Origin of the sequence: Streptomyces sp. NPDC060035 (assembly GCF_042736635.1) — a bacterium.
Classification (GTDB): Bacteria; Actinomycetota; Actinomycetes; order Streptomycetales; family Streptomycetaceae; genus Streptomyces.
On the sequence record NZ_JBHWVO010000001.1, the window covers coordinates 544,807 to 568,374 of the forward strand.

Annotated in this window: 18 protein-coding genes and 1 pseudogene; 12 read left to right on the top strand and 7 right to left on the bottom strand. The window is 69.1% G+C overall.

Features of this window, described 5'->3' with window-relative positions; translation table 11 throughout:
- Positions 1 to 8 precede the first annotated feature (8 nt).
- The 7 genes from ACFWBQ_RS02445 to ACFWBQ_RS02475 all read left to right on the top strand — a co-directional run bounded on the left by ACFWBQ_RS02445 (position 9) and on the right by ACFWBQ_RS02475 (position 8,927).
- Positions 9 to 2,021, top strand: coding sequence for a protein meaA (locus ACFWBQ_RS02445; RefSeq protein WP_385483052.1), 2,013 nt, complete (start codon positions 9 to 11; stop codon positions 2,019 to 2,021).
- Entirely contained in the window at positions 2,018 to 2,983 is a 966-nt protein-coding gene (locus tag ACFWBQ_RS02450) for an HpcH/HpaI aldolase/citrate lyase family protein (RefSeq protein ID WP_385483054.1), read from the top strand. Before ACFWBQ_RS02445 ends, ACFWBQ_RS02450 begins: the two co-directional genes overlap by 4 nt.
- Before the next feature lie 2 nt (positions 2,984 to 2,985).
- Positions 2,986 to 3,513: a MaoC family dehydratase gene (locus tag ACFWBQ_RS02455; RefSeq protein WP_385483056.1), complete on the top strand. Its 528-nt coding sequence runs from the start codon at positions 2,986 to 2,988 to the stop codon at positions 3,511 to 3,513.
- Between the two features lie 2 nt (positions 3,514 to 3,515).
- Entirely contained in the window at positions 3,516 to 4,721 is a 1,206-nt protein-coding gene (locus ACFWBQ_RS02460; protein WP_329205845.1) for an acyl-CoA dehydrogenase family protein, read from the top strand.
- A gap of 181 nt (positions 4,722 to 4,902) precedes the next feature.
- Entirely contained in the window at positions 4,903 to 5,550 is a 648-nt protein-coding gene (locus ACFWBQ_RS02465) for a phosphatidylserine decarboxylase (protein WP_385483058.1), read from the top strand.
- Positions 5,537 to 6,391 carry a CDP-diacylglycerol--serine O-phosphatidyltransferase gene (gene pssA, locus ACFWBQ_RS02470; protein ID WP_385483060.1) on the top strand — a complete coding sequence of 285 codons (855 nt, stop codon included), beginning with the start codon at positions 5,537 to 5,539 and terminating at the stop codon, positions 6,389 to 6,391. Before ACFWBQ_RS02465 ends, pssA begins: the two co-directional genes overlap by 14 nt.
- Before the next feature lie 382 nt (positions 6,392 to 6,773).
- Positions 6,774 to 8,927 carry a SpoIIE family protein phosphatase gene (locus ACFWBQ_RS02475; protein WP_385483062.1) on the top strand — a complete coding sequence of 718 codons (2,154 nt, stop codon included), beginning with the start codon at positions 6,774 to 6,776 and terminating at the stop codon, positions 8,925 to 8,927.
- A gap of 528 nt (positions 8,928 to 9,455) precedes the next feature.
- On the opposite strand, the gene ACFWBQ_RS02480 is transcribed toward ACFWBQ_RS02475, so the two are convergent.
- Positions 9,456 to 10,832, bottom strand: coding sequence for a glycoside hydrolase family 5 protein (locus tag ACFWBQ_RS02480; RefSeq protein ID WP_385483064.1), 1,377 nt, complete (start codon positions 10,830 to 10,832; stop codon positions 9,456 to 9,458).
- A gap of 390 nt (positions 10,833 to 11,222) precedes the next feature.
- Here ACFWBQ_RS02480 and ACFWBQ_RS02485 point away from each other — a divergent pair, with 390 nt between their 5' ends.
- Positions 11,223 to 13,577 (top strand): discoidin domain-containing protein, encoded by a 2,355-nt coding sequence (locus tag ACFWBQ_RS02485; protein ID WP_385483066.1) that lies wholly within the window; start codon positions 11,223 to 11,225, stop codon positions 13,575 to 13,577.
- Between the two features lie 66 nt (positions 13,578 to 13,643).
- Here the strand turns inward: ACFWBQ_RS02485 and ACFWBQ_RS02490 are convergent, their stop codons facing one another.
- From ACFWBQ_RS02490 to ACFWBQ_RS02510, 5 genes are read right to left on the bottom strand one after another with little or no spacing between them, the layout of a single operon-like run.
- A complete protein-coding gene (locus ACFWBQ_RS02490; protein ID WP_385483068.1) occupies positions 13,644 to 14,894 on the bottom strand; it encodes an ABC transporter substrate-binding protein in 1,251 nt (416 codons plus the stop codon).
- Complete coding sequence (locus ACFWBQ_RS02495) at positions 14,891 to 16,030, bottom strand: branched-chain amino acid ABC transporter permease (protein WP_385483070.1); 1,140 nt, start codon at positions 16,028 to 16,030, stop codon at positions 14,891 to 14,893. The genes ACFWBQ_RS02490 and ACFWBQ_RS02495 overlap by 4 nt, the downstream gene beginning before the upstream one ends.
- Positions 16,023 to 16,913, bottom strand: coding sequence for a branched-chain amino acid ABC transporter permease (locus ACFWBQ_RS02500; RefSeq protein WP_385483072.1), 891 nt, complete (start codon positions 16,911 to 16,913; stop codon positions 16,023 to 16,025). The genes ACFWBQ_RS02495 and ACFWBQ_RS02500 overlap by 8 nt, the downstream gene beginning before the upstream one ends.
- Positions 16,910 to 17,722, bottom strand: a complete 813-nt coding sequence (locus ACFWBQ_RS02505) for an ABC transporter ATP-binding protein (protein WP_385483074.1) — start codon at positions 17,720 to 17,722, stop codon at positions 16,910 to 16,912. The genes ACFWBQ_RS02500 and ACFWBQ_RS02505 overlap by 4 nt, the downstream gene beginning before the upstream one ends.
- Positions 17,710 to 18,510, bottom strand: a complete 801-nt coding sequence (locus ACFWBQ_RS02510) for an ABC transporter ATP-binding protein (protein ID WP_385483076.1) — start codon at positions 18,508 to 18,510, stop codon at positions 17,710 to 17,712. Before ACFWBQ_RS02510 ends, ACFWBQ_RS02505 begins: the two co-directional genes overlap by 13 nt.
- A 216-nt stretch (positions 18,511 to 18,726) precedes the next feature.
- Here ACFWBQ_RS02510 and ACFWBQ_RS02515 point away from each other — a divergent pair, with 216 nt between their 5' ends.
- Complete coding sequence (locus ACFWBQ_RS02515; RefSeq protein WP_385483078.1) at positions 18,727 to 19,449, top strand: PucR family transcriptional regulator; 723 nt, start codon at positions 18,727 to 18,729, stop codon at positions 19,447 to 19,449.
- A 56-nt stretch (positions 19,450 to 19,505) separates the two neighbouring features.
- On the opposite strand, the gene ACFWBQ_RS02520 is transcribed toward ACFWBQ_RS02515, so the two are convergent.
- On the bottom strand, positions 19,506 to 20,621 hold the full coding sequence (locus tag ACFWBQ_RS02520) for a glycerate kinase (protein WP_385483154.1): 1,116 nt from the start codon (positions 20,619 to 20,621) through the stop codon (positions 19,506 to 19,508).
- 130 nt (positions 20,622 to 20,751) lie between these two features.
- On the opposite strand from ACFWBQ_RS02520, the gene ACFWBQ_RS02525 reads away from it, so the two are divergent.
- The 3 genes and pseudogenes from ACFWBQ_RS02525 (at position 20,752) to ACFWBQ_RS02535 (ending at position 23,345) form a co-directional block, all read left to right on the top strand.
- Positions 20,752 to 21,246, top strand: coding sequence for an NUDIX domain-containing protein (locus tag ACFWBQ_RS02525; RefSeq protein ID WP_385483080.1), 495 nt, complete (start codon positions 20,752 to 20,754; stop codon positions 21,244 to 21,246).
- Between the two features lie 118 nt (positions 21,247 to 21,364).
- Positions 21,365 to 21,757 (top strand): annotated as a pseudogene (locus tag ACFWBQ_RS02530) (Tn3 family transposase); the annotation flags it as partial.
- 160 nt (positions 21,758 to 21,917) lie between these two features.
- On the top strand, positions 21,918 to 23,345 hold the full coding sequence (locus ACFWBQ_RS02535; protein ID WP_385483082.1) for a serine hydrolase domain-containing protein: 1,428 nt from the start codon (positions 21,918 to 21,920) through the stop codon (positions 23,343 to 23,345).
- Positions 23,346 to 23,568: the final 223 nt, after the last annotated feature.

The window sequence follows — 23,568 nt, forward strand, 5'->3', positions numbered from 1 at the left end:
GTTCATCGATGACCGAACGTCAGAAGGACCGCCCGTGGCTCATGCGGACGTACGCCGGTCACTCGACCGCCGAGGCGTCCAACGAGCTCTACCGGCGCAACCTCGCCAAGGGCCAGACGGGTCTGTCGGTCGCCTTCGATCTGCCGACGCAGACCGGATACGACCCCGACCACATCCTCGCCCGCGGCGAGGTGGGCCGGGTGGGCGTGCCCGTCTCGCACCTCGGTGACATGCGGCGTCTGTTCCAGGACATCCCCCTGGAACAGATGAACACCTCGATGACGATCAACGCCACCGCGATGTGGTTGCTGGCGCTCTACCAGGTGGTGGCGGAGGAGCAGGGCGCCGACCCCGACAAGCTCCAGGGCACGACGCAGAACGACATCGTCAAGGAGTACCTCTCGCGCGGGACGCACGTCTTCCCGCCCGTCCCCTCGCTGCGGCTGACCACCGACATGATCACGTACACGGTCAACCGCATCCCGAAGTGGAACCCGATCAACATCTGCAGCTACCACCTGCAGGAGGCCGGAGCCACTCCGGTTCAGGAGATCGCGTACGCCATGTCGACGGCCATCGCGGTCCTCGACGCGGTGCGCGACTCCGGACAGGTGCCCGAGGAGAAGTTCGGCGATGTCGTCGCCCGTATCTCCTTCTTCGTGAACGCGGGAGTCCGCTTCATCGAGGAGATGTGCAAGATGCGCGCCTTCGGCCGCATCTGGGACCGGGTCACCCGCGAGCGGTACGGCATCGTGAACGCCAAACAGCGACGTTTCCGCTACGGCGTACAGGTCAACTCCCTCGGGCTGACCGAGGCGCAGCCGGAGAACAACGTGCAGCGCATCGTCCTGGAGATGCTGGCTGTCACGCTCTCCAAGGACGCCCGCGCCCGCGCCGTGCAGCTGCCGGCCTGGAACGAGGCTCTGGGGCTGCCGCGCCCCTGGGACCAGCAGTGGTCACTCCGCATCCAGCAGGTGCTCGCCCACGAGAGCGATCTGCTGGAGTACGAGGACATCTTCGCCGGGTCGCACGTCATCGAGGCCAAGGTGGAGGAGCTGGTCACCGATTCGCTGGCCGAGATCGACCGGATCCAGCAGATGGGCGGCGCGATGGCCGCCGTCGAGTCCGGCTACCTCAAGTCCGAGCTCGTCTCCTCGCACGCCTCGCGGCGGGCCCGGATCGAGGGCGGCGACGAGAAGATCGTCGGCGTCAACATCTACGAGACGACGGAGCCGAACCCGCTGACCGCCGACCTGGACGCGGCGATCATGACGGTGGACCCGGCCAACGAGGCCCGGGTGGTCGCCGCCCTGCACGAGTGGCGCGACAACCGTGACGAGGCCCGTGCCTCCGAGGCACTTGCCGCGCTGAAGAAGGCCGCGGCCGGCACCGAGAACATGATGGAAGCGACCGTGGAGTGCGCCCGCGCGGGTGTCACCACCGGCGAATGGTCCTGGGCGCTGCGGGACGTCTTCGGCGAGTTCCGGGCACCGACGGGAGTCTCGTCCGCCCCGGTCGCCGTGACCGCCGAGGCCGGCACCCCGCTCGCCCTGGTCCGCGAGAAGGTCGCCCGCACCGCCGACGAGCTGGGCGCGGGCCGACTGCGTCTGCTGGTGGGCAAGCCGGGCCTGGACGGACACTCCAACGGCGCCGAGCAGATCGCCGTACGGGCCCGTGACGCCGGCTTCGAGGTGGTCTACCAGGGAATCCGGCTCACGCCGGAACAGATCGTCTCGGCCGCCGTCGCGGAGGACGTGCACTGCGTCGGCCTGTCGATCCTGTCCGGCTCGCACGCCGAGCTGGTGCCGGACGTACTGACCCGGCTGCGCGAAGCAGGCGCGACCGACATCCCGGTGATCGCGGGCGGCATCATTCCGCCCGCCGACGCCGCCGCACTGATCGGGGCCGGCGTAGCCGCCGTCTTCACCCCGAAGGACTTCGGTATCACGGAGATCATCGGCCGTATCGTCGACGAGATCCGGAAAGCGAACAAGCTCGACCCTCTGGAGGTCCCCGCATGACCACGCCCGTGAACCGTCTGCGTCCGCGCCGCTCCTGCCTGGCCGTGCCGGGCTCGAACCCGCGGTTCCTGGAGAAGGCCCAGGGCCTTCCCGCCGACCAGGTCTTCCTGGACCTGGAGGACGCCTGCGCGCCGCTCGCCAAGGAGGGCGCCCGTCACCACATCGTCGACGCGCTCAACAACGGCGACTGGACGGGCAAGACCCGGGTCGTGCGCGTCAACGACTGGACGACGCACTGGACGTACCGCGATGTCATCACGGTCGTCGAGGGTGCGGGCCCGAACCTCGACTGCATCATGCTGCCGAAGGTCCAGGACGCCCAGCAGGTCGTCGCGCTGGACCTGCTGCTGACCCAGATCGAGAAGACGATGGGCTTCGAGGTCGGGAAGATCGGCATCGAGGCGCAGATCGAGAACGCCAAGGGCCTGGTGAACATCGACGACATCGCCGCCGCCTCGCCCCGCCTGGAGACCCTGATCTTCGGCCCGGCCGACTTCATGGCCTCGATCAACATGAAGACCCTGGTCGTCGGCCAGCAGCCGCCCGGCTACCCGGCGGACGCGTACCACTACATCCTGATGCGCATCCTGATGGCGGCCCGCACGCACGACCTCCAGGCGATCGACGGCCCGTTCCTGCAGATCCGCGACGTGGACGCGTACCGCGAGGTCGCGGGCCGTGCAGCGGCGCTGGGCTTCGACGGCAAGTGGGTGCTGCACCCCGGTCAGGTCGACGCGGCCAACGAGGTGTTCTCGCCCTCGCAGGAGGACTACGACCACGCCGAGCTCATCCTCGACGCGTACGACTGGTGCACCTCGGAGGAGGGCGGCAAGAAGGGCTCGGCGATGCTCGGCGACGAGATGATCGACGAGGCCAGCCGCAAGATGGCTCTGGTGATCGCGGGCAAGGGCCGTGCGGCCGGCATGCCGCGCACCTCCAAGTTCGAAGCCCCGGAGGCCTGATCATGCAGTTCGGACGCACATACGAGGAGTTCGAGGTCGGTGCCGTCTACAAGCACTGGCCCGGAAAAACGGTCACGGAATACGACGACCACCTCTTCTGTCTGCTGACCATGAATCACCACCCGCTGCACATGGACAGCAACTACGCGGAGAAGACGACCGATTTCGGAAAGAACGTCGTCGTCGGCAACTACATCTACTCGCTGCTGCTCGGCATGTCGGTGCCGGACGTATCCGGCAAGGCCATCGCCAATCTGGAGGTGGAGTCGCTGAAGCACGTCGCACCGACCTTCCACGGCGACACGATCTACGGCGAGACGACCGTGCTCGACAAGACGCCGTCGAGGTCCAAGAGCGACCGCGGCATCGTGTATGTCGAGACAAAGGGCTACAAGCAGGACGGCACGCTGGTCTGCGTGTTCCGCCGCAAGGTGATGGTCCCCACCGAGACGTACATCAAGGAGCGGGGCGGCGAGCAGCCCGGCCGCCCGGAGCCGATCCAGCCGCCGCAGAAGAACGTGGAGAAGTAGCCATGAGCCGACTCGCGCAGACCGCCGGTCTGACCGATATCCAGCAGGAGATCCTCTCCACGGTCCGGGATTTCGTCGACAAGGAGATCATTCCTGTCGCGACCCAGCTGGAGCACCGCGACGAGTACCCGACGGAAATCGTCGAAGGACTCAAGGAACTCGGCCTGTTCGGGCTGATGATTCCCGAGGAGTACGGCGGTCTGGGCGAGTCCCTTCTCACCTACGCGCTGTGTGTCGAGGAAATCGCCCGCGGCTGGATGAGCGTGTCGGGCATCATCAACACGCACTTCATCGTGGCGTACATGCTCAAGCAGCACGGCACGCAGGAGCAGAAGGACACCTTCCTGCCGCGGATGGCGCTGGGCGAGGTGCGGGGCGCCTTCTCGATGTCCGAGCCGGCTCTGGGCTCCGACGTCTCCGCGATCACGTCCAAGGGCGTCAGGGACGGCGACGAGTACGTTCTGAACGGCCAGAAGATGTGGCTGACGAACGGCGGAACGTCCACATTGGTCGCCGTCCTCTGCAAGAGTGACGAAGGACACCCCGAGGGCACGGCCCCGCACAAGTCGATGACGACCTTCCTGGTGGAGAAGGAGGCGGGCTTCGGTGAGGTCCGCCCCGGTCTCACCATCCCGGGGAAGATCGACAAGATGGGCTACAAGGGCGTCGACACGACCGAGCTCATCATGGACGGACTGCGCATTCCGGCCAATCGCGTGCTGGGCGGCACCACCGGCCGAGGTTTTTACCAAATGATGGACGGTGTCGAAGTCGGCCGGGTCAATGTTGCCGCGCGTGGCTGCGGTGTCGCACAGCGTGCATTCGAACTGGGCGTTTCGTACGCCCAGCAGCGCCATACCTTCGGAAAGCCCATCGCCCAGCATCAGGCGATCCAGTTCAAACTGGCTGAAATGGCTACCAAGGTCGAAGCGGCGCATGCCATGATGGTGAATGCAGCGCGCAAAAAGGACTCCGGGGAGCGAAACGACCTGGAGGCAGGGATGGCGAAGTACCTCGCATCCGAGTACTGCAAGGAAGTCGTCGAGGACGCCTTCCGTATCCACGGCGGCTACGGCTTCTCCAAGGAGTACGAGATCGAGCGCCTCTACCGTGAGGCGCCGATGCTGCTGATCGGTGAAGGTACCGCCGAGATCCAGAAAATGATCATCGGTCGCCGGCTCCTCGAGGAGTACCGGTTCCAGGGTTGATTGTCCCTTTCGAGGTGATTTAGTGGCGAAGAACATCACACCGAGTCACCCTCGTCCGGAGCCTTTCAGCTGTCCGACTCGGCTGCTGGCTTGCCCAGTTGCCGCTCGCACCCGATAGCATCGCCGGAAAGCCGCCGTCCCCCCGTTGCCAGCGCGGCATCATCCGCTACGAAGGTCATCCATGCCCGACAGCCAAACCTCTGCACCACGCGGCGGGGTCCGCCTTGCGCGCGGAGCATCGCCGTGGCTCCTCCCGACCGTCGCCACCGCGGCACTCAGCCTCACCCGGGCCCGCAGGTCCGGGCGCTGGGCCGCCGTGGCCGTGCCCACCACCGCGCTCGCGGCGGGCATGCTGTGGTTCTTCCGCGACCCCGAGCGCGAGATCACCCAGGGTCGCGTCATCTCGCCGGCCGACGGTGTGGTGCAGAGCATCATGCCGTGGAAGGACGGGCGCACCCGCGTCGCGATCTTCATGAGCCCGCTGAATGTTCACGTCAACCGGGCGCCCCTGTCCGGCACCGTGACATCGGTCGAGCACATCCCGGGTGGGTTCGTCCCGGCGTTCAACAAGGAGAGCGAGAACAACGAGCGCGTTGTCTGGCACTTCGACACCGAGCTCGGCGACATCGAGATGGTGCAGATCGCGGGAGCGGTCGCCCGTCGCATCGTCCCCTACATCCCGCAGGGTACGAAGGTGGAGCAGGGCGAACGCATCGGTCTGATCCGGTTCGGCTCGCGCGTCGACATCTACCTTCCGGAAGGTATCGATGTCGCGGTCGAGGTCGGACAGGCCACCACCGCGGGGGTGACTCGAATTGACCGTGATTGATCCTGATACACAGGCCGGCTGGGTACCGGAGGCCGACGCCGACGCCGACGCCGAGGACATGCCGCTCTCCATGCGGCTGTCGATAGCGGACACCCTCACCCTCGGTAACGCCACGTGCGGTTTCATGGCGGTGTACTTCACCACCACGGGGATCCTCATCCCGCACCTCACCGGCAGCGACGAGTCGGGCATGGCCCGCCACTCCGCTGCCACCGCGGTGATCCTCATGCTCATGGCCGCCGTGTTCGACCTCTTCGACGGGCTCGTGGCACGCAAGCTGCGTTCTTCGCCGATGGGTGCGGAGCTGGACAACCTCTCCGACCTGATCAGCTTCGGGCTCGCCCCGGCGTACTTCGTGCTCGTGTACGGGATGGTCGCGGACGACGCCCACCAGCGGGTTTCGGCGCTCGCGGCGATCGTGGTGCTGCTGGCGGTGGTGCTCAGGCTTGCGAGATTCTCCTGTGTGACCCTGAAGGACGGCATGTTCCAGGGCATGCCGAGCCCCTTCGGAGCGCTCACGGTCGTCTCGATCGTGCTCCTGGAGCTGCCCTTCGTGCCCACCCTGCTCGCGATCGTCGGGGTGGCATGGCTGATGGTCAGCCGGGTCGAGTACCCCAAACCGCGGGGTGTCCTCGCGGTGGCGATGCTCGGCTGGATCGTGGCCGCGATGGGGCTGCTCGCCGCATGGGCGTTCGACGCCCCCGGCGGCCAGCTGCTCCTGCAGACCGGCTGCGCTCTGCAGGTCGTGCTGGGTGCGGTGATCCCGCTCTTCGCCACGGCGCGGCGGGTGAACACCTTCCGCGACAACCGGCGCGAGGCACGGGCGGCACAGCTTCCGTAGCCGCACTCCCGTAGCGCACAGCACAGACAGGCACGAGGGCCCGGATGCTCCCCAGCATCCGGGCCCTCGTGCGTGCCTGCGGCGGCCGGCCGGGCTCAGCGCACCTTGCGCGCCGGCAGGATCGCCGGAGCGCCGCCGAGGCACACCGGTGAGCATGAGGCGGAGGGCGCCGGGCTCGACGATGCGCTGCCCGTCGCCCCAGGCGTCCTTCGTGCAGGAGGTCTGGTCGGCGTGCACCCGGAAGGACACCCGGGCCTGGGCGCCGGGCTCGAGGTCGGGACGGAGCGCCTCCGCTCGTGCGCGTTCGTACCCGGCGCGGGTCCGTGCACGCCGTGTCCGCCAGCGGGTGCGCGGCCGCTTGTCACAGGGGAGGCTGGAGAGCGTGCAGAACCATGCAGCCCCTGTCGCCGCCACGGGTTCCGGCACGGAGCTTCTGGACAGCGCTGTGGCCCGTCTCGTCCGGGAGACCGGCGCGTCCGTGGCCATGGTGTACCTGCTGCCGAAGAACGAGACCACGCTGCGCCTGACGGTGCTGGCAGGAGTGCCGATTCAGCTCGCCGTTCCCTGGACACGGGTCACGCTGTCCGCACCGATGCCGGTGGCCGACGCCCTGCGCCACCGCTGTCTGATCTGGCTCGGCAGCCAGGAGGAACTGGCGCGCCGCTATCCGCGTCCCGCACTGGTACTGCCCTACCGGTTCTCGCTGGCCGCCGCCCCGATCCGTACAGGAACCACCGACTGGGGTGGACTGGTGCTCCTGTGGCCCGGCTCGCACCCCCCTGAGCTGACACCCCGGGAACGCGATGCCGTGGCCGGCGGCTGTCGCGACATCGGCATGCTCATGCAGCAGGCCGAAGCCGCCGGCCATCCCGTGCTGCCGGGGACCCAGCCGCGGGTGCTGCCCCCGCCCGAGCCGCCCGTCCCGGACCCGGCCGAGGGCTCGGCCGCAATGGAGTTCGTCCGGCGGCTGCCCGGGGGAAGCTGCGCGCTGAGTCTGGACGGGACCATCACCTTCCTCAACCCCGAAGCCGCGGAGCTGCTGGGAACCCGTGCCGCGGACCTGCTGGGCACCCTGCCCTGGGTGTCGCTCCCCTGGCTGGACGACCCTTCCGTCGAGGACCACTACCGGGCCGCGGTCATCGGCCGCCAGCAGACGTCCTTCACCGCTCTGCGGCCACCCGACCGGTGGCTGTCCTTCCACCTCTTTCCGAACGCCACGGGCATCAGCGTCCGGATCGTTCCCGCTGTCAATCCCGATCCGGCGGGCGCCGCGGTGTCGGCGGAGCCGCCGACGCCTGCGGCACCCAGCCGGGCGACCGCCCTTTACCACCTGATGCACCTCGCCGCGACGCTCACCGAAGCCGTCGGCACCCAGGATGTGATCGAGCTGACCGGCGACCAGCTCATGCCCGCCTTCCGGATCCACTCTCTCGTCGTGCTGACATCGGCCGAGGGGCGGCTACGGGTCGAGGGCAGCCGCGGCAGCCACGCCACGCTCATGGACGGCTTCGACGGCACGCCGCTGACCTCGGACACCCCCGCCGCGCACGTGCTGACGACGGGCGTCCCCGCCTTCTTCGCCACTGCGACGGAGCTGGATCGCGCCTACCCCGCCCTCGTCCTCCGGAAAACGGTCGCCGCCTGCGCCTTCCTCCCTCTGGTCGTCTCCGGGCACCCCATCGGCTCGCTGGTGCTCGCCTACGACCGGCCCCATACCTTCGAGCCGGAGGAGCGAGCCCTGCTCACCTCCATCGCGGGACTGCTCGCCCAGGCCCTCGACCGGGCTCGCCTCTACGACGCCAAGGACAGGCTCGCGCACAGCCTGCAGGCACACCTCCTCCCCCACACCCTGCCCCGCATCCCCGGACTGGACATCGCCGCCCGCTACCTCCCGGCCGCCCGCGGCACCGGCATCGGCGGGGACTTCTACGACCTGATCCAGCTGGACGACACGACGGCCGCGGCCACCATCGGAGACGTACAGGGGCACAACGTGAACGCCGCCGTCCTCATGGGCCAGGTGCGTACAGCCGTGCATGCCTCCGCGGGAGCTCCGCCCGACGAAGTCCTCGCACGCACCAACCGGCTGCTCACCGACCTCGATCCCGGCCTGTTCACCAGCTGCCTGTACGTCCATCTCGACCTCGCCGGGCACCGTGCGGTCCTGGCCACCGCCGGCCACCCCGCACCACTCCTGCGGCAACCGGACGGGCAGACCGAGGTGCTCGAACTGCCGCCCGGCCTCCTGCTCGGCGTCGATCCGGCGTCCCGCTATCCGACGGCCGAGATCCCGCTGCCCCCGGGCGCGGCACTCGCTCTGTTCACGGACGGGCTGGTGGAGGCTCCGGGTGTGGACTTCGACGACGCGACCGCCGAGCTGGCCGAGCACTTCGCCCTCGCCCTGGACCAGAGCATGGACTCCGTCGCCGACACGCTCGTACGGTACGCGGAGCGCTCCACACCCGGCTCCGACGACATCGCCCTGCTCCTCATCAACGCCCTGGGGACCGACGGCCCGACCCGGCCTGACCGGTGAGGTCGGCGGAGGTCCGTCCAGGAAGTCGGCGGCCCAGGCCGGTGGGGCGTTCCGGTTGATGGTGTTCTCCTTCGATCCCCATGCCTCCGGTGCGGTGTTGCTGCCCGCGTACGACGTGGCCGCCGGACGCCCGGTGAGCGGCGTTTTGGAGGTACTGGCCCTCAACGGGGCATGCCCACCCGGTGGACGTAGAAGTACTGCGTGCCGGCCGACGCCACCACTCCGGGCACCCGCGGGAGTGATGCACGGCCGGTTCCGGTCCCTGTACTCCATCGCCGGATCCTGCGGCGGAGCACCCCCAACCCTCGTCGAGCAGTACATCGAGCAGCGAGAACGCCCGCTCCGAACCAGCACGTCGGAGCAATCACGAGAGCGCATTCCCTCCCGGCCCGAAGGCGGGATTCCCTGCGAAGATCAGGGATGGAGCCCCACCAGGTGTGGGGGCAGAGCCCTGGGGCGCCGAGGCGGTGGGGTTTCATCGGCACCCCAGGACGGTCAACGGGTGGTGCTGCGGGCGCGGTTCAGGATTCAGCCGCCGTACAGGTCGCCCAGGCTGATACCGGTGGTGGCGGCCGCGCCGCCGAGCCTGACCTGGTGGTCGAGGCTGACGAACTTGCCGCCCGACTGCCAGAGCGCCGGCTTGAGCAGGGCGTACTTGGCTTCGTCCCAGGTCGTCCAGTCGTGGTTCAGCAGCCCGCCGGTGTCACCGGAGTTGGGGTTGATGCACCAGAAGGTCTGGTGGATCCCCTTCTCGATGATGAGGTCACGCAGCGCCGTCATCCACTTCTGGTTCGGACCGTTGTCGAGGATGCCGCCCCATTCACCGATGAGCAGCGGCGCGGTACCGGTCTTGTGCACGTAGAGCCAGTTCGGGTCCCAGACGTCGCGCTCCAGCGTGGTGCGGCTCCACTCGCCCTGGAACCAGGGCTGTTGGTAGACCAGCGGACCGTAGTCGTGCGGCGAGTAGACGAGCTGGTCCTGCTGGGCACCCAGTTCCACCGGGTGGTCCTTGACTCCCCGCAGATTCCCGCCCCACCACATGTTGTGATAGTCCGTCGCGGAGGTGGAGGACCAGTTCGCGCCGTCCTTTGGGTAGATCTCGATGCCCTCGCACAGAACGAGGACATCGGGGTTGATCGCGAGGATGCGCTTGCCCGCGGTCTCACAGGTGTACTTGAAGTTGTCCTGGTCGGTGGAGCTGTTCCACTTCGCCCGCGGGCTGTCGGACTGCTTGCCGTGCGGCTCGTTCTTGATGTCCATCGCCACGAGGGTGTCGTTGGTCCGGTAGCGGCCGGTCACCCATTCCCAGGCGGAGTAGAACTGCTCGGTGGTGATCGTGCCCTTCCACCACACGGGGTACACGTGGCCGGAGTTGTCGGCCTCCGCGCTGTGGACGTCGAGCATCACCTTGATGCCGTACTTCTCCGACAGGGCGAGGAACGCGTCGAACACCTGCAGGGTCGTCTTGTCCTTGAGCTCGGGGTTCGCCCAGGTGTTGACCGCGCTGGAGACCGCGGCCCGGCCGTCCTTCCACTCCAGCAGGAGCTGGGTGGAGATCGGTACGCGGACGATGTTGATGCCCCGCTCCGCCATCTGCCGGGTGACCGTCTCCAGATTCGCGGACCACAGTCCGTGGAAGACGCGTTCGGTGGCGTTGAAGCCGAACCAGTTGGCGCCTGTCAGCCAGACCCGGTTGCCCTGCTCGTCGACGATCTGGTTGCCCTCGGTGTGCAGCCAGTCCTTGCCGGTGTCGGCAGCGGCCGCCGTGCGCGCGGCGGGGGCCGCCGCCGCGGTTGCCGCCGGTGAGCCCGTCGCCGCCTGCGCGGCGACCGGGCCCGACAGCGTCATCAGCAGGGCGGTCGCGGTGACGGCTGCGGCAACCGCCGCGCCCAGGCGCCTTCTCATCGATAACTTCATCCGTCGTCGCCTTTCATGGGGTAAGGCAGGCAGAGGATCATGGGAGCGCTCCCATTCGTTGCTCACATGAAGCCAGCGCGGCAGATGTGCTGTCAATGGGCATGTCAATCTTCACTTCTTGAAGACGCCGGGAACCGGGCATACGCCGGACCGGCCCCGCGCGCCCCGGCCGCACCCCCCGCACCCGGGCCGCATCCCCGGGCGATCGGCCCGCACAGGGCGGCGCAGACCGGACCGGGCCCAGCATTCACGCGCGCGAGTCATTAATTTGAGCTCTGAACACAAAATCTTGCGCAGCAGCGTGGACTTCCTTGCGGAGATACTCCTAGCCTGTGGGGCGTCCGCAGAGCCCCCACGAGCCGCAAGGACGACCAACACGTGACCCCACCACCTGGACGGCGCCTGCTCAGGCGCTCCCTGTCCGCATCCCTCTCACTGGCCCTCGCCGCCGTCGGCACCGCTGCCGCCGTCGTGATGGCCGGTGCACCGCCGGCCCAGGCCGCCGGCGTCCCCGCACCGTCGCCCGTCGGGATACCCGGCCGGGGCGCCACCGTTCCGTTCACGGAGCAGGAAGCCGAGTACGCCGCCACCAACGGCACGCTCATCGGCCCCGACCGCCTGTACGGTTCGCTGCCCTCGGAGGCATCGGGCCGGCAGGCCGTCACGCTCGACGCGGCGGGTGAGTACGTGGAGTTCACCCTCACCGCGCCCGCGAACGCAATGACCTTCCGCTACTCACTGCCGGACAACTCCGCCGGGACGGGCCGGGACGCCTCGATCGACGTACGGGTGAACGGCTCGTCGCTCAAGAGCATGCCGGTGACCTCGAAGTACGGCTGGTACTACGGCGGTTACCCCTTCAACAACAACCCGGGCGACACCGACCCGCACCACTTCTACGACGAGACCCGGACCATGTTCGGTTCGACGCTGGCCGCCGGTACGAAGGTCCGGCTCCAGGTGACGTCCACCGCGAACTCTCCCTCCTTCACCATCGACCTGGCGGACTTCGAGCAGGTCGGCACCCCGGTCGGCAAGCCCTCCGGGGCCCTTGACGTGGTGGGTGACTTCGGCGCCGACCCGACGGGTGCCGCGGACTCCACCGCGAAGATCCAGGCTGCGGTCGACGCGGGCCGCACCCAGGGCAGGGAGGTGTACATCCCGCAGGGAACCTTCCAGGTCAACGACCACATCGTCGTCGACAAGGTGACGATGCGCGGCGCCGGTCCCTGGTACAGCGTGCTGACCGGACGCCACCCCACGGACCGGAGCAAGGCGGTCGGCGTCTACGGCAAGTACGCCGCACAGGGAGGCAGCAGCAACGTCACCCTCAAGGACTTCGCCATCATCGGCGATATCCGGGAGCGCGTGGACAACGACCAGGTCAACGCCATCGGCGGGGCCATGTCGAACTCGGTCGTCGACAACGTCTGGATGCAGCACACCAAGTGCGGCGCCTGGATGGACGGTCCGATGGACAACTTCACCATCAGGAACAGCCGGATCCTGGACCAGACCGCGGACGGCGTCAACTTCCACTACGGCGTCACGAACTCCACCGTGACCAACACCTTCGTCCGCAACACCGGCGACGACGGTCTGGCCATGTGGGCGGAGAACATCCCGAACGTGAGGAACACGTTCACGTTCAACACCGTGATCCTGCCGATCCTCGCCAACAACATCGTCACGTACGGCGGCAAGGACATCACGATCTCCGACAACGTCATGTCGGACACCATCACCAACGGCGGCGGACTGCACATCGCCAACCGCTATCCGGGCGTCAACTCCGGCCGGGGCACGGCGGTCTCGGGCACCCACACCGCCGCCCGCAACACACTGATCCGCACCGGCAACAACGACTTCAACTGGCGCTTCGGCGTCGGAGCGATCTGGTTCAGCGGTCTCAACGAGCCGATCAACAACGCCACCGTCAACATCACCGACAGCGAGATCCTGGACAGTTCCTACGCGGCGATCCACCTGATCGAGGGTGCGACCAACGGGCTGCACTTCGACAACATCAAGATCGACGGTGCCGGTACGTACGCCCTGCAGATCCAGGCACCGGGCACAGCCTCGTTCAACAAGGTCGTCGCCACGCACATCGCCCAGTCCAACCCGATCCACAACTGCGTCGGCAGCGGCTTCCAGATCACCCAGGGCACCGGCAACTCCGGCTGGTACGCGAACCCGCCCGCCTGCACGGGTGTCTGGCCCGATCCGGTGTGGACCAACGGCGGGGTACCCGGAAGCGGCGGTCCCACGGATCCGACCGATCCTCCGGACCCGACGGACCCGCCCGAGGAGACGGGCAACCTCGCTCAGGGGCGTACGGTCACCGAGACCAGCCACGTCGATGTCTACGGCGCGGCCAATGCGGTGGACGGCAATGCCAACAGCTACTGGGAGAGCCGTAACAACGCCTTTCCGCAGTCCGTCACCGTGGACCTCGGTGCAGCCAAGGCCGTCGAGCGGCTGGTGCTGAAGCTGCCTCCGGCCGCCGCCTGGGCCACCCGTACGCAGACCATCGGCGTCTCGGGCAGCACCGACAACTCCGCGTACAACTCGCTCAAGGCCCCGGCGGGTTACACCTTCAACCCGTCGAGCGGCAACACCGCAACCATCACGCTGCCGGGAACGCCGGCCCGCTATGTGCGGCTGACCTTCACCGGGAACACGGGCTGGCCGGCCGCCCAGCTCTCCGAACTGGAGGCCTACACCAGCTGATTCGACGACGCAGTGACGGGCCCGGCCTGCGCGGCCGGGCCCGTCACTGCGTACGGCGGGTCAGGACTACTTGGACGCGAAGTTCTCCGCGGCCGGCGACACCGCGGCCGGACGGACCACCTTGAGGCCACCGGGGGTCTTGGCATCCGGCTTCATGATGACGGTCTCATTGGTCGAAGGGGCCGCGGGGTCGGTGAAGTCGTGCGATATCCCGAAGTCGCTGCCGAAGCCCTTGATGGTGAGCAGGGCCTTGTCCACACCCTCGCGGGTGAGGTCCTTGGACTCACAGGCCTTCTTCAGCGCCTCACCGAAGACGGACGCCGCGTTGTATCCGGCGACGACCCCGTTGTCGAGGCCGTCCTTCGGGTACTGGGCCTTGTATGCCTTGGCAAGCTTGGCCGGGCCCGCCGCCGCATCGCCGATCGGCAGGGTGGAGGAGCCGATGTAGTAGTCCTTCTGCAGGGCGGGGCCCGCCTGGGTTGCCAGGAGCTGCGGGGCATAGGCCGAGTTGTTGCCCACGACGGGGACGTTGAAGCCCGTGGCCGCCGCGACGCCGACCAGCGAGGCCGCCTGGCGCGGTCCGGCGCTGATGACGATCGCCTTGACGCCCGCCTGCTTGAGCGCGGAGACCTGTGCGGTCATGTCGTTGTCGGTCGGCTTGATCTTCTGCTCCACGACGGTGAGGCCTGCCTCCTTCGCCGCGTGCTTGGAGCCGACCAGGGCGTTCTCGCCGTAGTCGCCCTCGAAGTAGACGTGACCGATCTTGTCGCCCTTGGCGATGCGCTTCTCCTCGAGGAGGTAGTCGATCAGGTTGATCGTCTCGACGTCGTAGGTGGCGCCGATGACCCGGACGTACTTGGAGCCGAGAAGGTTCGCCGACCAGGCCTGCGGCAGGACGATGCCCTTGTCCTGGCCGTCGATGCGCTGCTCGACGGCGGCGACGAACGGGGAGCCGATGAACTGGGCGAAGCCCAGCACATCCGGTTCCAGCTCCGTGTAGGCCGCGATGGCCTTCTGCGGGTCGTAGCCGTGGTCGCGGACGGTCAGCTCGATCTGGCGGTCGCAGATGCCGCCCGCGGCGTTGGTCTCCTTCACCCACAGCTGCTGGGCCTGGGTGACGCTCTTGCCGAGCGAGGCGTACACACCCGTCATGTCGGTGAGGGCGCCGAGGGTGATCTTGGAGTCGGTGACCCCTTCACCGGTCTTCACGCCGCTCTTGTCCGTGCCGGCGGCGTCCCCCTTTCCGGCCTTCTCGCTGCACCCGACGAGGGTGAGGGTGAGCGCCGCAAGGACCGCTCCGTACACACGCAGTTTCATTTCTTCTCCCCTGGATTCTTCAGACGCGTAAGGCCGCCGGGCAGGAACAGGACCACCGCGACCACCGCGGCGCCGTACAGATAGCGGGACGCCTCACCCGGTGTGAGTCCGCCCGTACCGGGGGCGGACACCAGAGGCAGGGAGTCGCTGTAGTGGGTGAGCACCTGCGGGAGCAGTGAGACGAACGCGGCGCCGACGACGGCCCCCGCGACACTGCCGAGCCCGCCGATGACGATCATGGCGAGATATTCGAGGGACAGGACCATGCCGAAGTACTCGGGCACGGTCCGCTGGAAGACCAGCGCGAGCAGGACACCTGCCAGGCCCGCGTACATCGAGGAGAGGACGAAGACCCCCGCCCGGTACCTGGCCACCGGCACGCCCATGACGCCTGCGGCGATCCGGTGGTCGCGGATGGCGTTGAGCGCCCGGCCGGGCCGGCCGCGCAGCACCCCGCGGGCGAAGAGCCCGCTCAGGGCGAGGGCGAGCAGTCCCACGTACCAGAGCTTCTCGGAGGACTGGAAGGGCACCGCGGCGACGACCACCTCGGTGTCGTCGAAGGTGAACCCGAACAGCGAGAGCGGGGGCACCGCACGGCCGTTGAATCCGCCGGTGAGGGAACCCGCGTTGAACAGCACGTGCTGGCCGATGAAGATCAGCGCGAGCGTGGCGATACCGAGGTACGCGCCGCGCAGCCGGCCCGCGATGGGGCTGAACAGTCCGCCCACCGCGCCCGCCAGCATGACGGCGAGGATCGCCGCGAGCCAGGTGGGCAGGCCCAGGCCGGAGAGTTCGTGGCCGTTCTCGGTGCTGCTCTCACCGGCCAGGATGCAGTAGCTGTACGCACCCACGGCGAGGAAGAAGGCGTGGCCCATGGAGAGCTGGCCGGTGCTGCCGGTGAGCAGGTTGAGGCCGATCGCCCCGATCGCGGCAGCCATCGCGAAGAGTCCGGCCTGGAGCCAGAAGCGGTCCAGGTAGAACGGGAACGCGAGGAGCAGGACGGAGCCGACGAGCCACAGGTAGGTGCGGGGGTGCCGCAGCCTTCCGGTGAGCGACTGCCCGGCGCCGGGCGGCACAGGAGCCTTGGTGGTGCCGGCCTCGGCGGGCGTCCCGGCGTCCTTGACGGTTTCAGACACGGGCCAGCTCCTTCGTACCGAAGAGTCCCGCGGGCCGGATGAGCAGGACGATCACCATCACGAGATAGGGCGCGAGGTCTCCGATGCCGCGTCCCAGGAAGGAGAGATCGCTCTGGTAGCCGGTGGCGAGTGACTCGGTGACTCCGACGATGAGCCCTCCGACCAGCGCACCCGTTGTCGAGTCGAGGCCGCCGAGGATGGCGGCCGGGAACGCCTTGAGCGCGGCGAAGGAGGTGGCCCGCTCGAGGCCCGGGGTGGGGAAGACGGTGAGGAAGAGGGCGGCGACCGCGGCGAGTGCCCCGGCGACCGCCCAGGCCGAGAGCGACACCCGGCCGAGTTTGATGCCCATCAGGGCCGCGGTCTGCGGGTTCTCGGCGGCGGCCCGCATCGACACGCCCCACGAGGTGTAGCGGAACGCGAGCAGGAACACCGTGATGAGCAGCCCCGCGACGACGAAGGCCGCGATGCGGGTCTCGGCCAGGGTGACACCGCCGATGGTGACGACGTCGTCCCCCCACGGGTCGCCGAGCGACAGGACCTCGGTGCCCATCTGCCGGGTGAGTTCCGTGGTGATGAGGATGTCGACGCCGATGGTGACGATGGCCAGGACGCTGTGGTCGCTGCCCCGGTAGCGGCGCATCACGAAGAACTCGACCGCGGAACCGACGACCGCCGCGCCCGCGATCCCGACGGCGAGCGCCGGCCAGAAGCCGATGTCGTCGTGCAGTACGGCGGTGACGTATCCGCCCGCCAGCAGGAGGGAGGCGTGGGCGAAGTTGACGACCTCGGTGGCCTTGAAGATGACGACGAAGCCGAGCGCGATCAGTGCGTAGACCGATCCGATGGAGAGTCCGCCGAGGAGGAGTTCGATGAAGGTGGTCATTCCTGTGTCCCCAAGTAGGCCTGGACGACGGCCGGATCGTTCTGGACCTCGGCGGGGGTGCCGCCCGCGATCCTGCGTCCGAAGTCGAGTACGGTCACGGCGTCCGCGAGCCGCATCACCACGCCCATGTCGTGTTCGACGAGCACGATGGAGATGCCGAGGCTGTCGCGTACGTCCGCGACGACGGCTGCGACGCGGCGACGTTCGTCGGCCGTCATGCCGGCGATGGGCTCGTCGAGAAGCAGTACCTGCGGCTCCATGCAGAGCGCGCGGCCGAGCTCCACGAGCTTCTGCTTCCCGTACGGGAGTGCGCCCGCGGGCCGCTCCAACTCCTTCTCCAGGCCGATGAACTCGGCTATCTCGCGGACCCGTTCGCGATGGCGCCGCGCTTCGCGAGCCGCCGAAGGCAGCCGCAGTCCGCTGGCAAGGAAACCTGCGCGGGTGAGGCGGTGCCGGCCGAGCAGCAGGCTGTCGGCGACGGTGGCGTGCGGGGGCAGCGCCAGGTTCTGGAAGGTGCGCGCGATGCCGAGGCCGGCGATCTTGTGCGGGGCGAGGCCGGTGAGTTCGGTGGCGCCGAGGTGCACCGTGCCGGAGGTGGCGCGGTAGACGCCGGAGAGCACGTTGAAGGTGGTGGACTTGCCGGCGCCGTTGGGTCCGATGACGGCGTGCACGCTGCCCGGTTCGACGGTGAACGAAACGGCGTCGAGGGCGGTGAGCCCGGCGAAGCGTACGGTCACGTCGCGCACGGCGAGTGCGGCCGGGGCGGTGACGGGGGCCGTGGTGGCCGGAGCGGTTGTCACGCGGACCACCTGCTCAGGGTGCGTGAGGGTCCGCCGACGGCCTGCTCCGCAACCTCGGCCGCCTCCTCGTCGACGACGCCCAGATAGCGACGGCGCACCTCGTCGGAGGCGGCGAGCTCGTCGGCCGTGCCCTCGATGGCGACCTCGCCGACGTCCAGGACGTACGCCGTGGAGGCGAGCCTGAGCGCGATCGCCGCGTTCTGCTCGACGAGCATGACGGAGGTGCCTGCCGCGTTGATCTCCTGGATCGTCTCGGCGATCTTCGCCGCCATCAGCGGCGCCAGGCCGAGGGACGGCTCGTCTAGCAGGAGCAGGCGGGGCCCGGCCATCAGGGCCCGTCCCATCGCCAGCATCTGCTGCTCCCCGCCGGACAGCAGCCCGGCCCGCTGGTGCGCTCGCTCGGCGAGGACGGGGAACAGCTCGTGTACGCGTGTGAGCGCGGCTGTCGTGTCCTTGCGCCCGCCCCGGGCTCCGAGTGCACCGGCCCGAAGGTTGTCCGCCACCGTCATCCGGGCGAACACCTGCCGCCCCTCCGGCACCTGGATCACTCCTGCGGCCACCACCTGGGCGGGGCGCAGCCCGTCCAGGGGCAGGCCGTCGAAGCGGATGGTGCCCGTGCCCGTCCCGCGGTGGAAGCCGAGGGTCCGCGACACGGCCCGCAGCAGCGTGGTCTTGCCGGCGCCGTTGCCGCCGAGTACCGCGGTGATCGCCCCGGCCGGCACGTCGACGGAGACGTCGCGCAGTGCCCGTACCGGGCCGTAGCCCACGGACAGTTCGCGGATCTCGAGCGTTGCCATGCGTCCTCCTCCTTCCGACTGGTCGTTGTGGTGCCACAGACCAGCAGGGGGCGGGCCGCGCGTCCACGGTCCGCGGCGCAATCGCTGCGGCTGACCAGCGTTCGAAGGGCACGGTTGTGCACGCGCACAGAGGCGCGTGATCCGCTGTCGCGCCCGTTGCGACGGGTGGCATCGTCACCAGCCATGAGCGGCCCGGCTGCGGAACGGAGCGAATACATGCAGCGGCGCAGTGACGAACGGGTCCAGGCGCTGCTCGACGCCCTCCTGGAGGACCGGTCCGCACCGGGACTCGCGGCGCGCGCGGCGGCCGGTCTGGGGCTGCCGGAGCAGGGCCGTTACGCGGTGGCGGTGCTGCGGAGGGGCAGCGACGCTCCGGACCGCCCGGTCCTGGTCGCGGACGGGATGATGTTTCTCCGGCGGATGCGGGCGGACTGCGAGATCGTGGTCGTCGCGCTGGGCGAGCGGGGTTCGGACGAGCTCACCGCGGTCATGGTGGAGCGGTGTCCGGGTCCGGGCGGCATCAGCCCGGTGGTGGACTCGCTGGCCGAGCTGGGATCGGCGCGCCGGCTGGCCGACGTGGCGCTGCTGACCTGTCCCCCGGGCTCGGCCGGGATCGTGCGGCTGGAGGAGCGGCTGCCGGCGGCGCTGGTGGTGAGCCGGCCGGAGCTCGCGGCCCGGCTGCTCGCGAATGTCTTCGGCCCGCTGCTGGGCCTGGACCCGGCGGACCGGGACCTGCTGGTACGGACGCTGGACGCCTGGCTGGAGTGCGGAGGGTCCGCGGGGCGGGCGGCGGGCCTTTTGTACTGCCACCGCAATACCGTGCTCAACCGGTTGCGGCGGCTGGAACAGCTGACGTCGCGGTCGCTGTCACGGCCGCGCGAGCTGATCGAGATCATGCTGGCCCTGGAGGCCTTCCGGCTCTCGGTGTCACCGCGGTGAGGGGGCGGGCCCGCAGGCCCGCCCCCTCACCGTTGTGCATCACGACAAGCTGTGGTTCACGACAGGAAGTCGCGGGCGATCGACTCGGCCGCGCGTTCGAGCAGGGGCCCGGCCTGTGCCATGCAGACCGCCGGATCGGGTTCCAGCTCCGTCAGGGCGTAGGCCCGCCGGATCCCGGCCCTGCCCAGCGCCTCGGGCGGCAGGGCGAGACGTCCGCAGACGGCGACGACCTCCACGCCCGCGGCACGGGCCGCCGCGGCGACACCCGCCGGGGCCTTGCCGTGCAGGGTCTGCTCGTCGAGCGAGCCCTCGCCGGTGACCACGAGCGTGGCGCGGGCGAGCGCCGGAGCGAAGCCCAGGACGTCGAGCATGACCTCGATGCCGGGGCGGAAACGTGCGCCCAGCGCGACCAGTGCGCCGTAACCGACGCCTCCGGCGGCGCCCGCCCCGGGAAGCGCGGCGTGCTCGGGTCCCAGGACGGCGGCGTAGTGGGCGAGCGCCGCGTCGAGGACGGCGATGTCGTCCTCGGTGGCGCCCTTCTGCCGCCCGTACACCTCGGGGGCGCCCTTCGGACCGGTCAGCGGGTTGTCCACGTCGCTGGCCAGGATCAGATCGGTGTCCGCCAGCCGGGGGTCGAGCCCCGACAGATCGGCCTCGGCCAGCTCGGCGAGCCCGCCGCCGCCGGGGCCGAGGGGCTTGCCGTCCGCGTCCAGGAAACGGGCCCCGAGCGCGGCGAGCATGCCCGCGCCGCCGTCCGTCGTGGCGCTGCCGCCGACCCCGAACACGATCGTCCGCGCGCCCGCGTCGAGCGCGGCCCGCAGCAGTTCGCCGGAGCCGTACGTGGTGGCTGTGAGCGGAGCGAACTGTCCCGCCGGGAGGTGCTGGAGGCCCGATGCCTCGGCCATCTCCACCACGGCGGTGGTGCCGCGCACCGCGTACGCCGCGTCGACCGGTGTCCCCAGCGGCCCGGTCACCCGCGCCTCGCGGCGCTCGAATCCGGCGGCCACTGCCGCCGCGACCGTGCCGTCGCCGCCGTCCGCGACGGGCAAGGTCTCGACCTGCACCCCGGGTACGACGCGCCGCAGTCCGGCCGTCACCCGCTCCGCGACCTGTACGGCCGTGAGCGAGCCTTTGAACTTGTCCGCCGCGACGAGCACGCGGGCGGTCTCCATCACTGCTCCGTCCGTCACCTTGCATCCTTTGCTTTCGAACAGGCAGTCGCGCCGCCCCGACCCTATCCGGACCACCCCCTCTCTGCCCATGGCTGTCCAGGACCGCCCGCCCTGCTTCTACGCTGCCGCCATGACCACCACGGACTACGCCACCTACATCGCCGGCCTGCCGCGGGTACTGGCCGCGGCAGCATCGCTCTTCCTCGACGTGCGGGGACGGATCCTGCTCGTCGAGCCGAACTATCGCGAAGGCTGGGCGCTGCCCGGCGGCACGGTCGAGTCCGACACGGGCGAGAGCCCGCGGCAGGCCGCGCGCCGGGAGACGGCGGAGGAGATCGGCCTCGATCTGGAGCCGGGCCGGCTGCTCGCGGTCGACTGGGCGCGCGGTCCGGCGCGTCCGCCGATGGCCGCGTATCTGTACGACGGCGGCGTCCTGTCGACGGAGCAGTTCGAGTCGATCCGTCTCCAGGAGGAGGAGCTCCTGTCCTGGAAGCTGGTGGACCGCGCCGACCTCGGCGGGTATCTGCTCGGACCGCTCGGTCGCAGGGTCTTCTCCGCGTTGGAGGTACGGGACTCCGGCGCGGGCACGGCCGAGCTGGAGGACGGTGAACCGGCTGCCTGGTGAGCTGAGGTCCCTGGTCCCGTTCACGCGCCATCGGCCCGTCATGGCCCCGGATCCTAGCTCAGACACCAGCCGCAAAGTGGGTCTCGAGTAGCCGGACGAGCCCCGTTTCGCATGCGATTACCTCGCCGGCCCCGGTCTGCGCCGCGAGATCCACGGCGGACTCCAGGTCGTCGAGAACTGGAACAGCGCGAACGCCGTGCTCCACTACGGCAAGGACGGCGCCCTGACCGGCCCGGACAAGGAACACGCCGAGACCTCGATGCTCGCCCTGCACCTGCTGCAGTCCGCGCTCGTGCACGTCAACACCCTGCTGGTGCAACAGATCCTGGCCGAACCCGCGTGGGCGAAGAGGCTGAGCGACGAAGACCGGCGCGGCCTGACCGCGTTGTTCTGGTCGAACGTCAACCCGTACGGGACCTTCCGCCTGGACATGGACAAGCGCCTCGACCTGGGGCTCGCAGTGCCCCGCACCCCAGCGGACACCGCCGTTGACGGTCCGGTCCTACCTTGATCCTCGTAATATCGAGGTCATCGGTGATCCTGCTTCGTGATGACGGAGCCGTTCCGTCACGGGGAGATGTGCTGTCGGTCGGCGGCGCGTCCGAAGTTCGGCTCGACGTTTTCCGCTCGCAGTCGAACCCGGATCCGTGTGGATATGCTAAAAAGCCGGAATGCCGTCTCAGCGCACCCTGCTTCCCCGTTCGGCGCCTGCCGCCTCGGGGATATCGTCCCGTTCGATCTCCGCGATGCTGGACAGGCTCGAAGCGCGATCAGGCGAGAGCCACTCCATTATGGTCGTGCACCGCGGTCACGTCGTGGCCGAAGGCTGGTGGGCGCCGTACTCGGCCGACCGCCCGCACCTTCTCTACTCGCTGACCAAGTCGTTCACGTCGATCGCCGTGGGACTCGCGATCGGCGACGGGCTGCTCTCGCTGGACGACCGCGTGGTGGACGTGCTGCCCGACCGCGTCCCGGCCGACGTCTCGGAGCAGGGTCGCCGCATCACCGTTCACCACCTGCTGTCCATGACGTCCGGGCACCCCACCGACAGCCTCGCCGAGGCGTGGGAGCGGGAACCCGACGACTTGGTGAAGGGCTTCCTGCGCCTGCCGTTCGCCGCGGCCGAGGGAACGCGGCACGTCTACGACAACTCGACCACCTACATCCTGGCCCGGATGGTGGAGCGGGTCACGGGCCGCGGTCTTCCGGAGTTCCTCGACGTGCGCCTGTTTACGCCGATGGGCATCGACCACGCAGAGTGGGACCGGGTGGCCAGTGGCGCCGCCTTCGGATTCCACGGACTGCACTTGCCGACCGAGGGCGTCGCCGCCTTCGGCGAACTGCTGCGGCGCGGAGGCATGTGGGGCGACCAACAACTCGTCCCACGCGGTTGGGTGGAGCTGGCGACCAGTCGGCACATCGACAGCGAGTGGATCCTGGACGGATCGGACCAGGCGGACTTCTCTTACGGCTACGGCTACCAGTTCTGGATGTCGCGTCACGGCTACCACGGCCATGGCTCCTATGCGCAGCAGTGTGTGGTGGTCCCGTCCCACGATCTCGTCGTCGCCGTGACCGCCCAAGGAGAGTCCCAGGACGTGCTCGACGCAGTTTGGGAGTGCCTGCTGCCCGGCGTGGGTCACGCGGGAAGCACCCAGGACGACGCGATCCTCGCTGATCGGCTGCAGCGACTGTCGCTGCAGCCGGTGCTGGGTTCGGCCGCCCCGGGGCGTGCGGTCAGCGCGGAACTCGACGCCTCGGCCGAGGGGTCGGCCCTGCCCGACGGAACGACGGTCACCGTCGATCCCACCGACGGCGGATGGCTCGTACGATTCGAGTCGCTCCTCGATATCGAGGTCGGCCACGGCGACTGGCGGGAGAGCGCCCCGCTCGGCCGGCCGATCGTCGCGGCCGGCGCCTGGCAGGGCAGCACCTACGTCGCCGATCTATACGTCATCACCACCCCGCACCGCGTTCGGCTGGCCGTCGACGCCGACGCGGGAACCGCGACGGCGACCTGGAGCACCCTGCCCCTGACCGGCCCCAGCCTGGAACTGCACGTGCGGTCGCCGCTGATGACACGACCTGACGTTGCGTAGGACGCGCTCCAGGACCTCTTGGATGTACACCGCATTCCTCGCCCAGCGGCACCTTGACCTCGACGAGTTCCACAACCGCGAGTGGAGCCATATCCCCGGCGAACTACTCGCCCGCGATGCCGACGCTAGCCGGCGCCTACCCGGGCCATCGCTTGCGCCTTCGCGCCTGACGACACTGGCCCGCTCGCCTTCGTCCTCGATCGGATCCTCAACGACGTGGTCA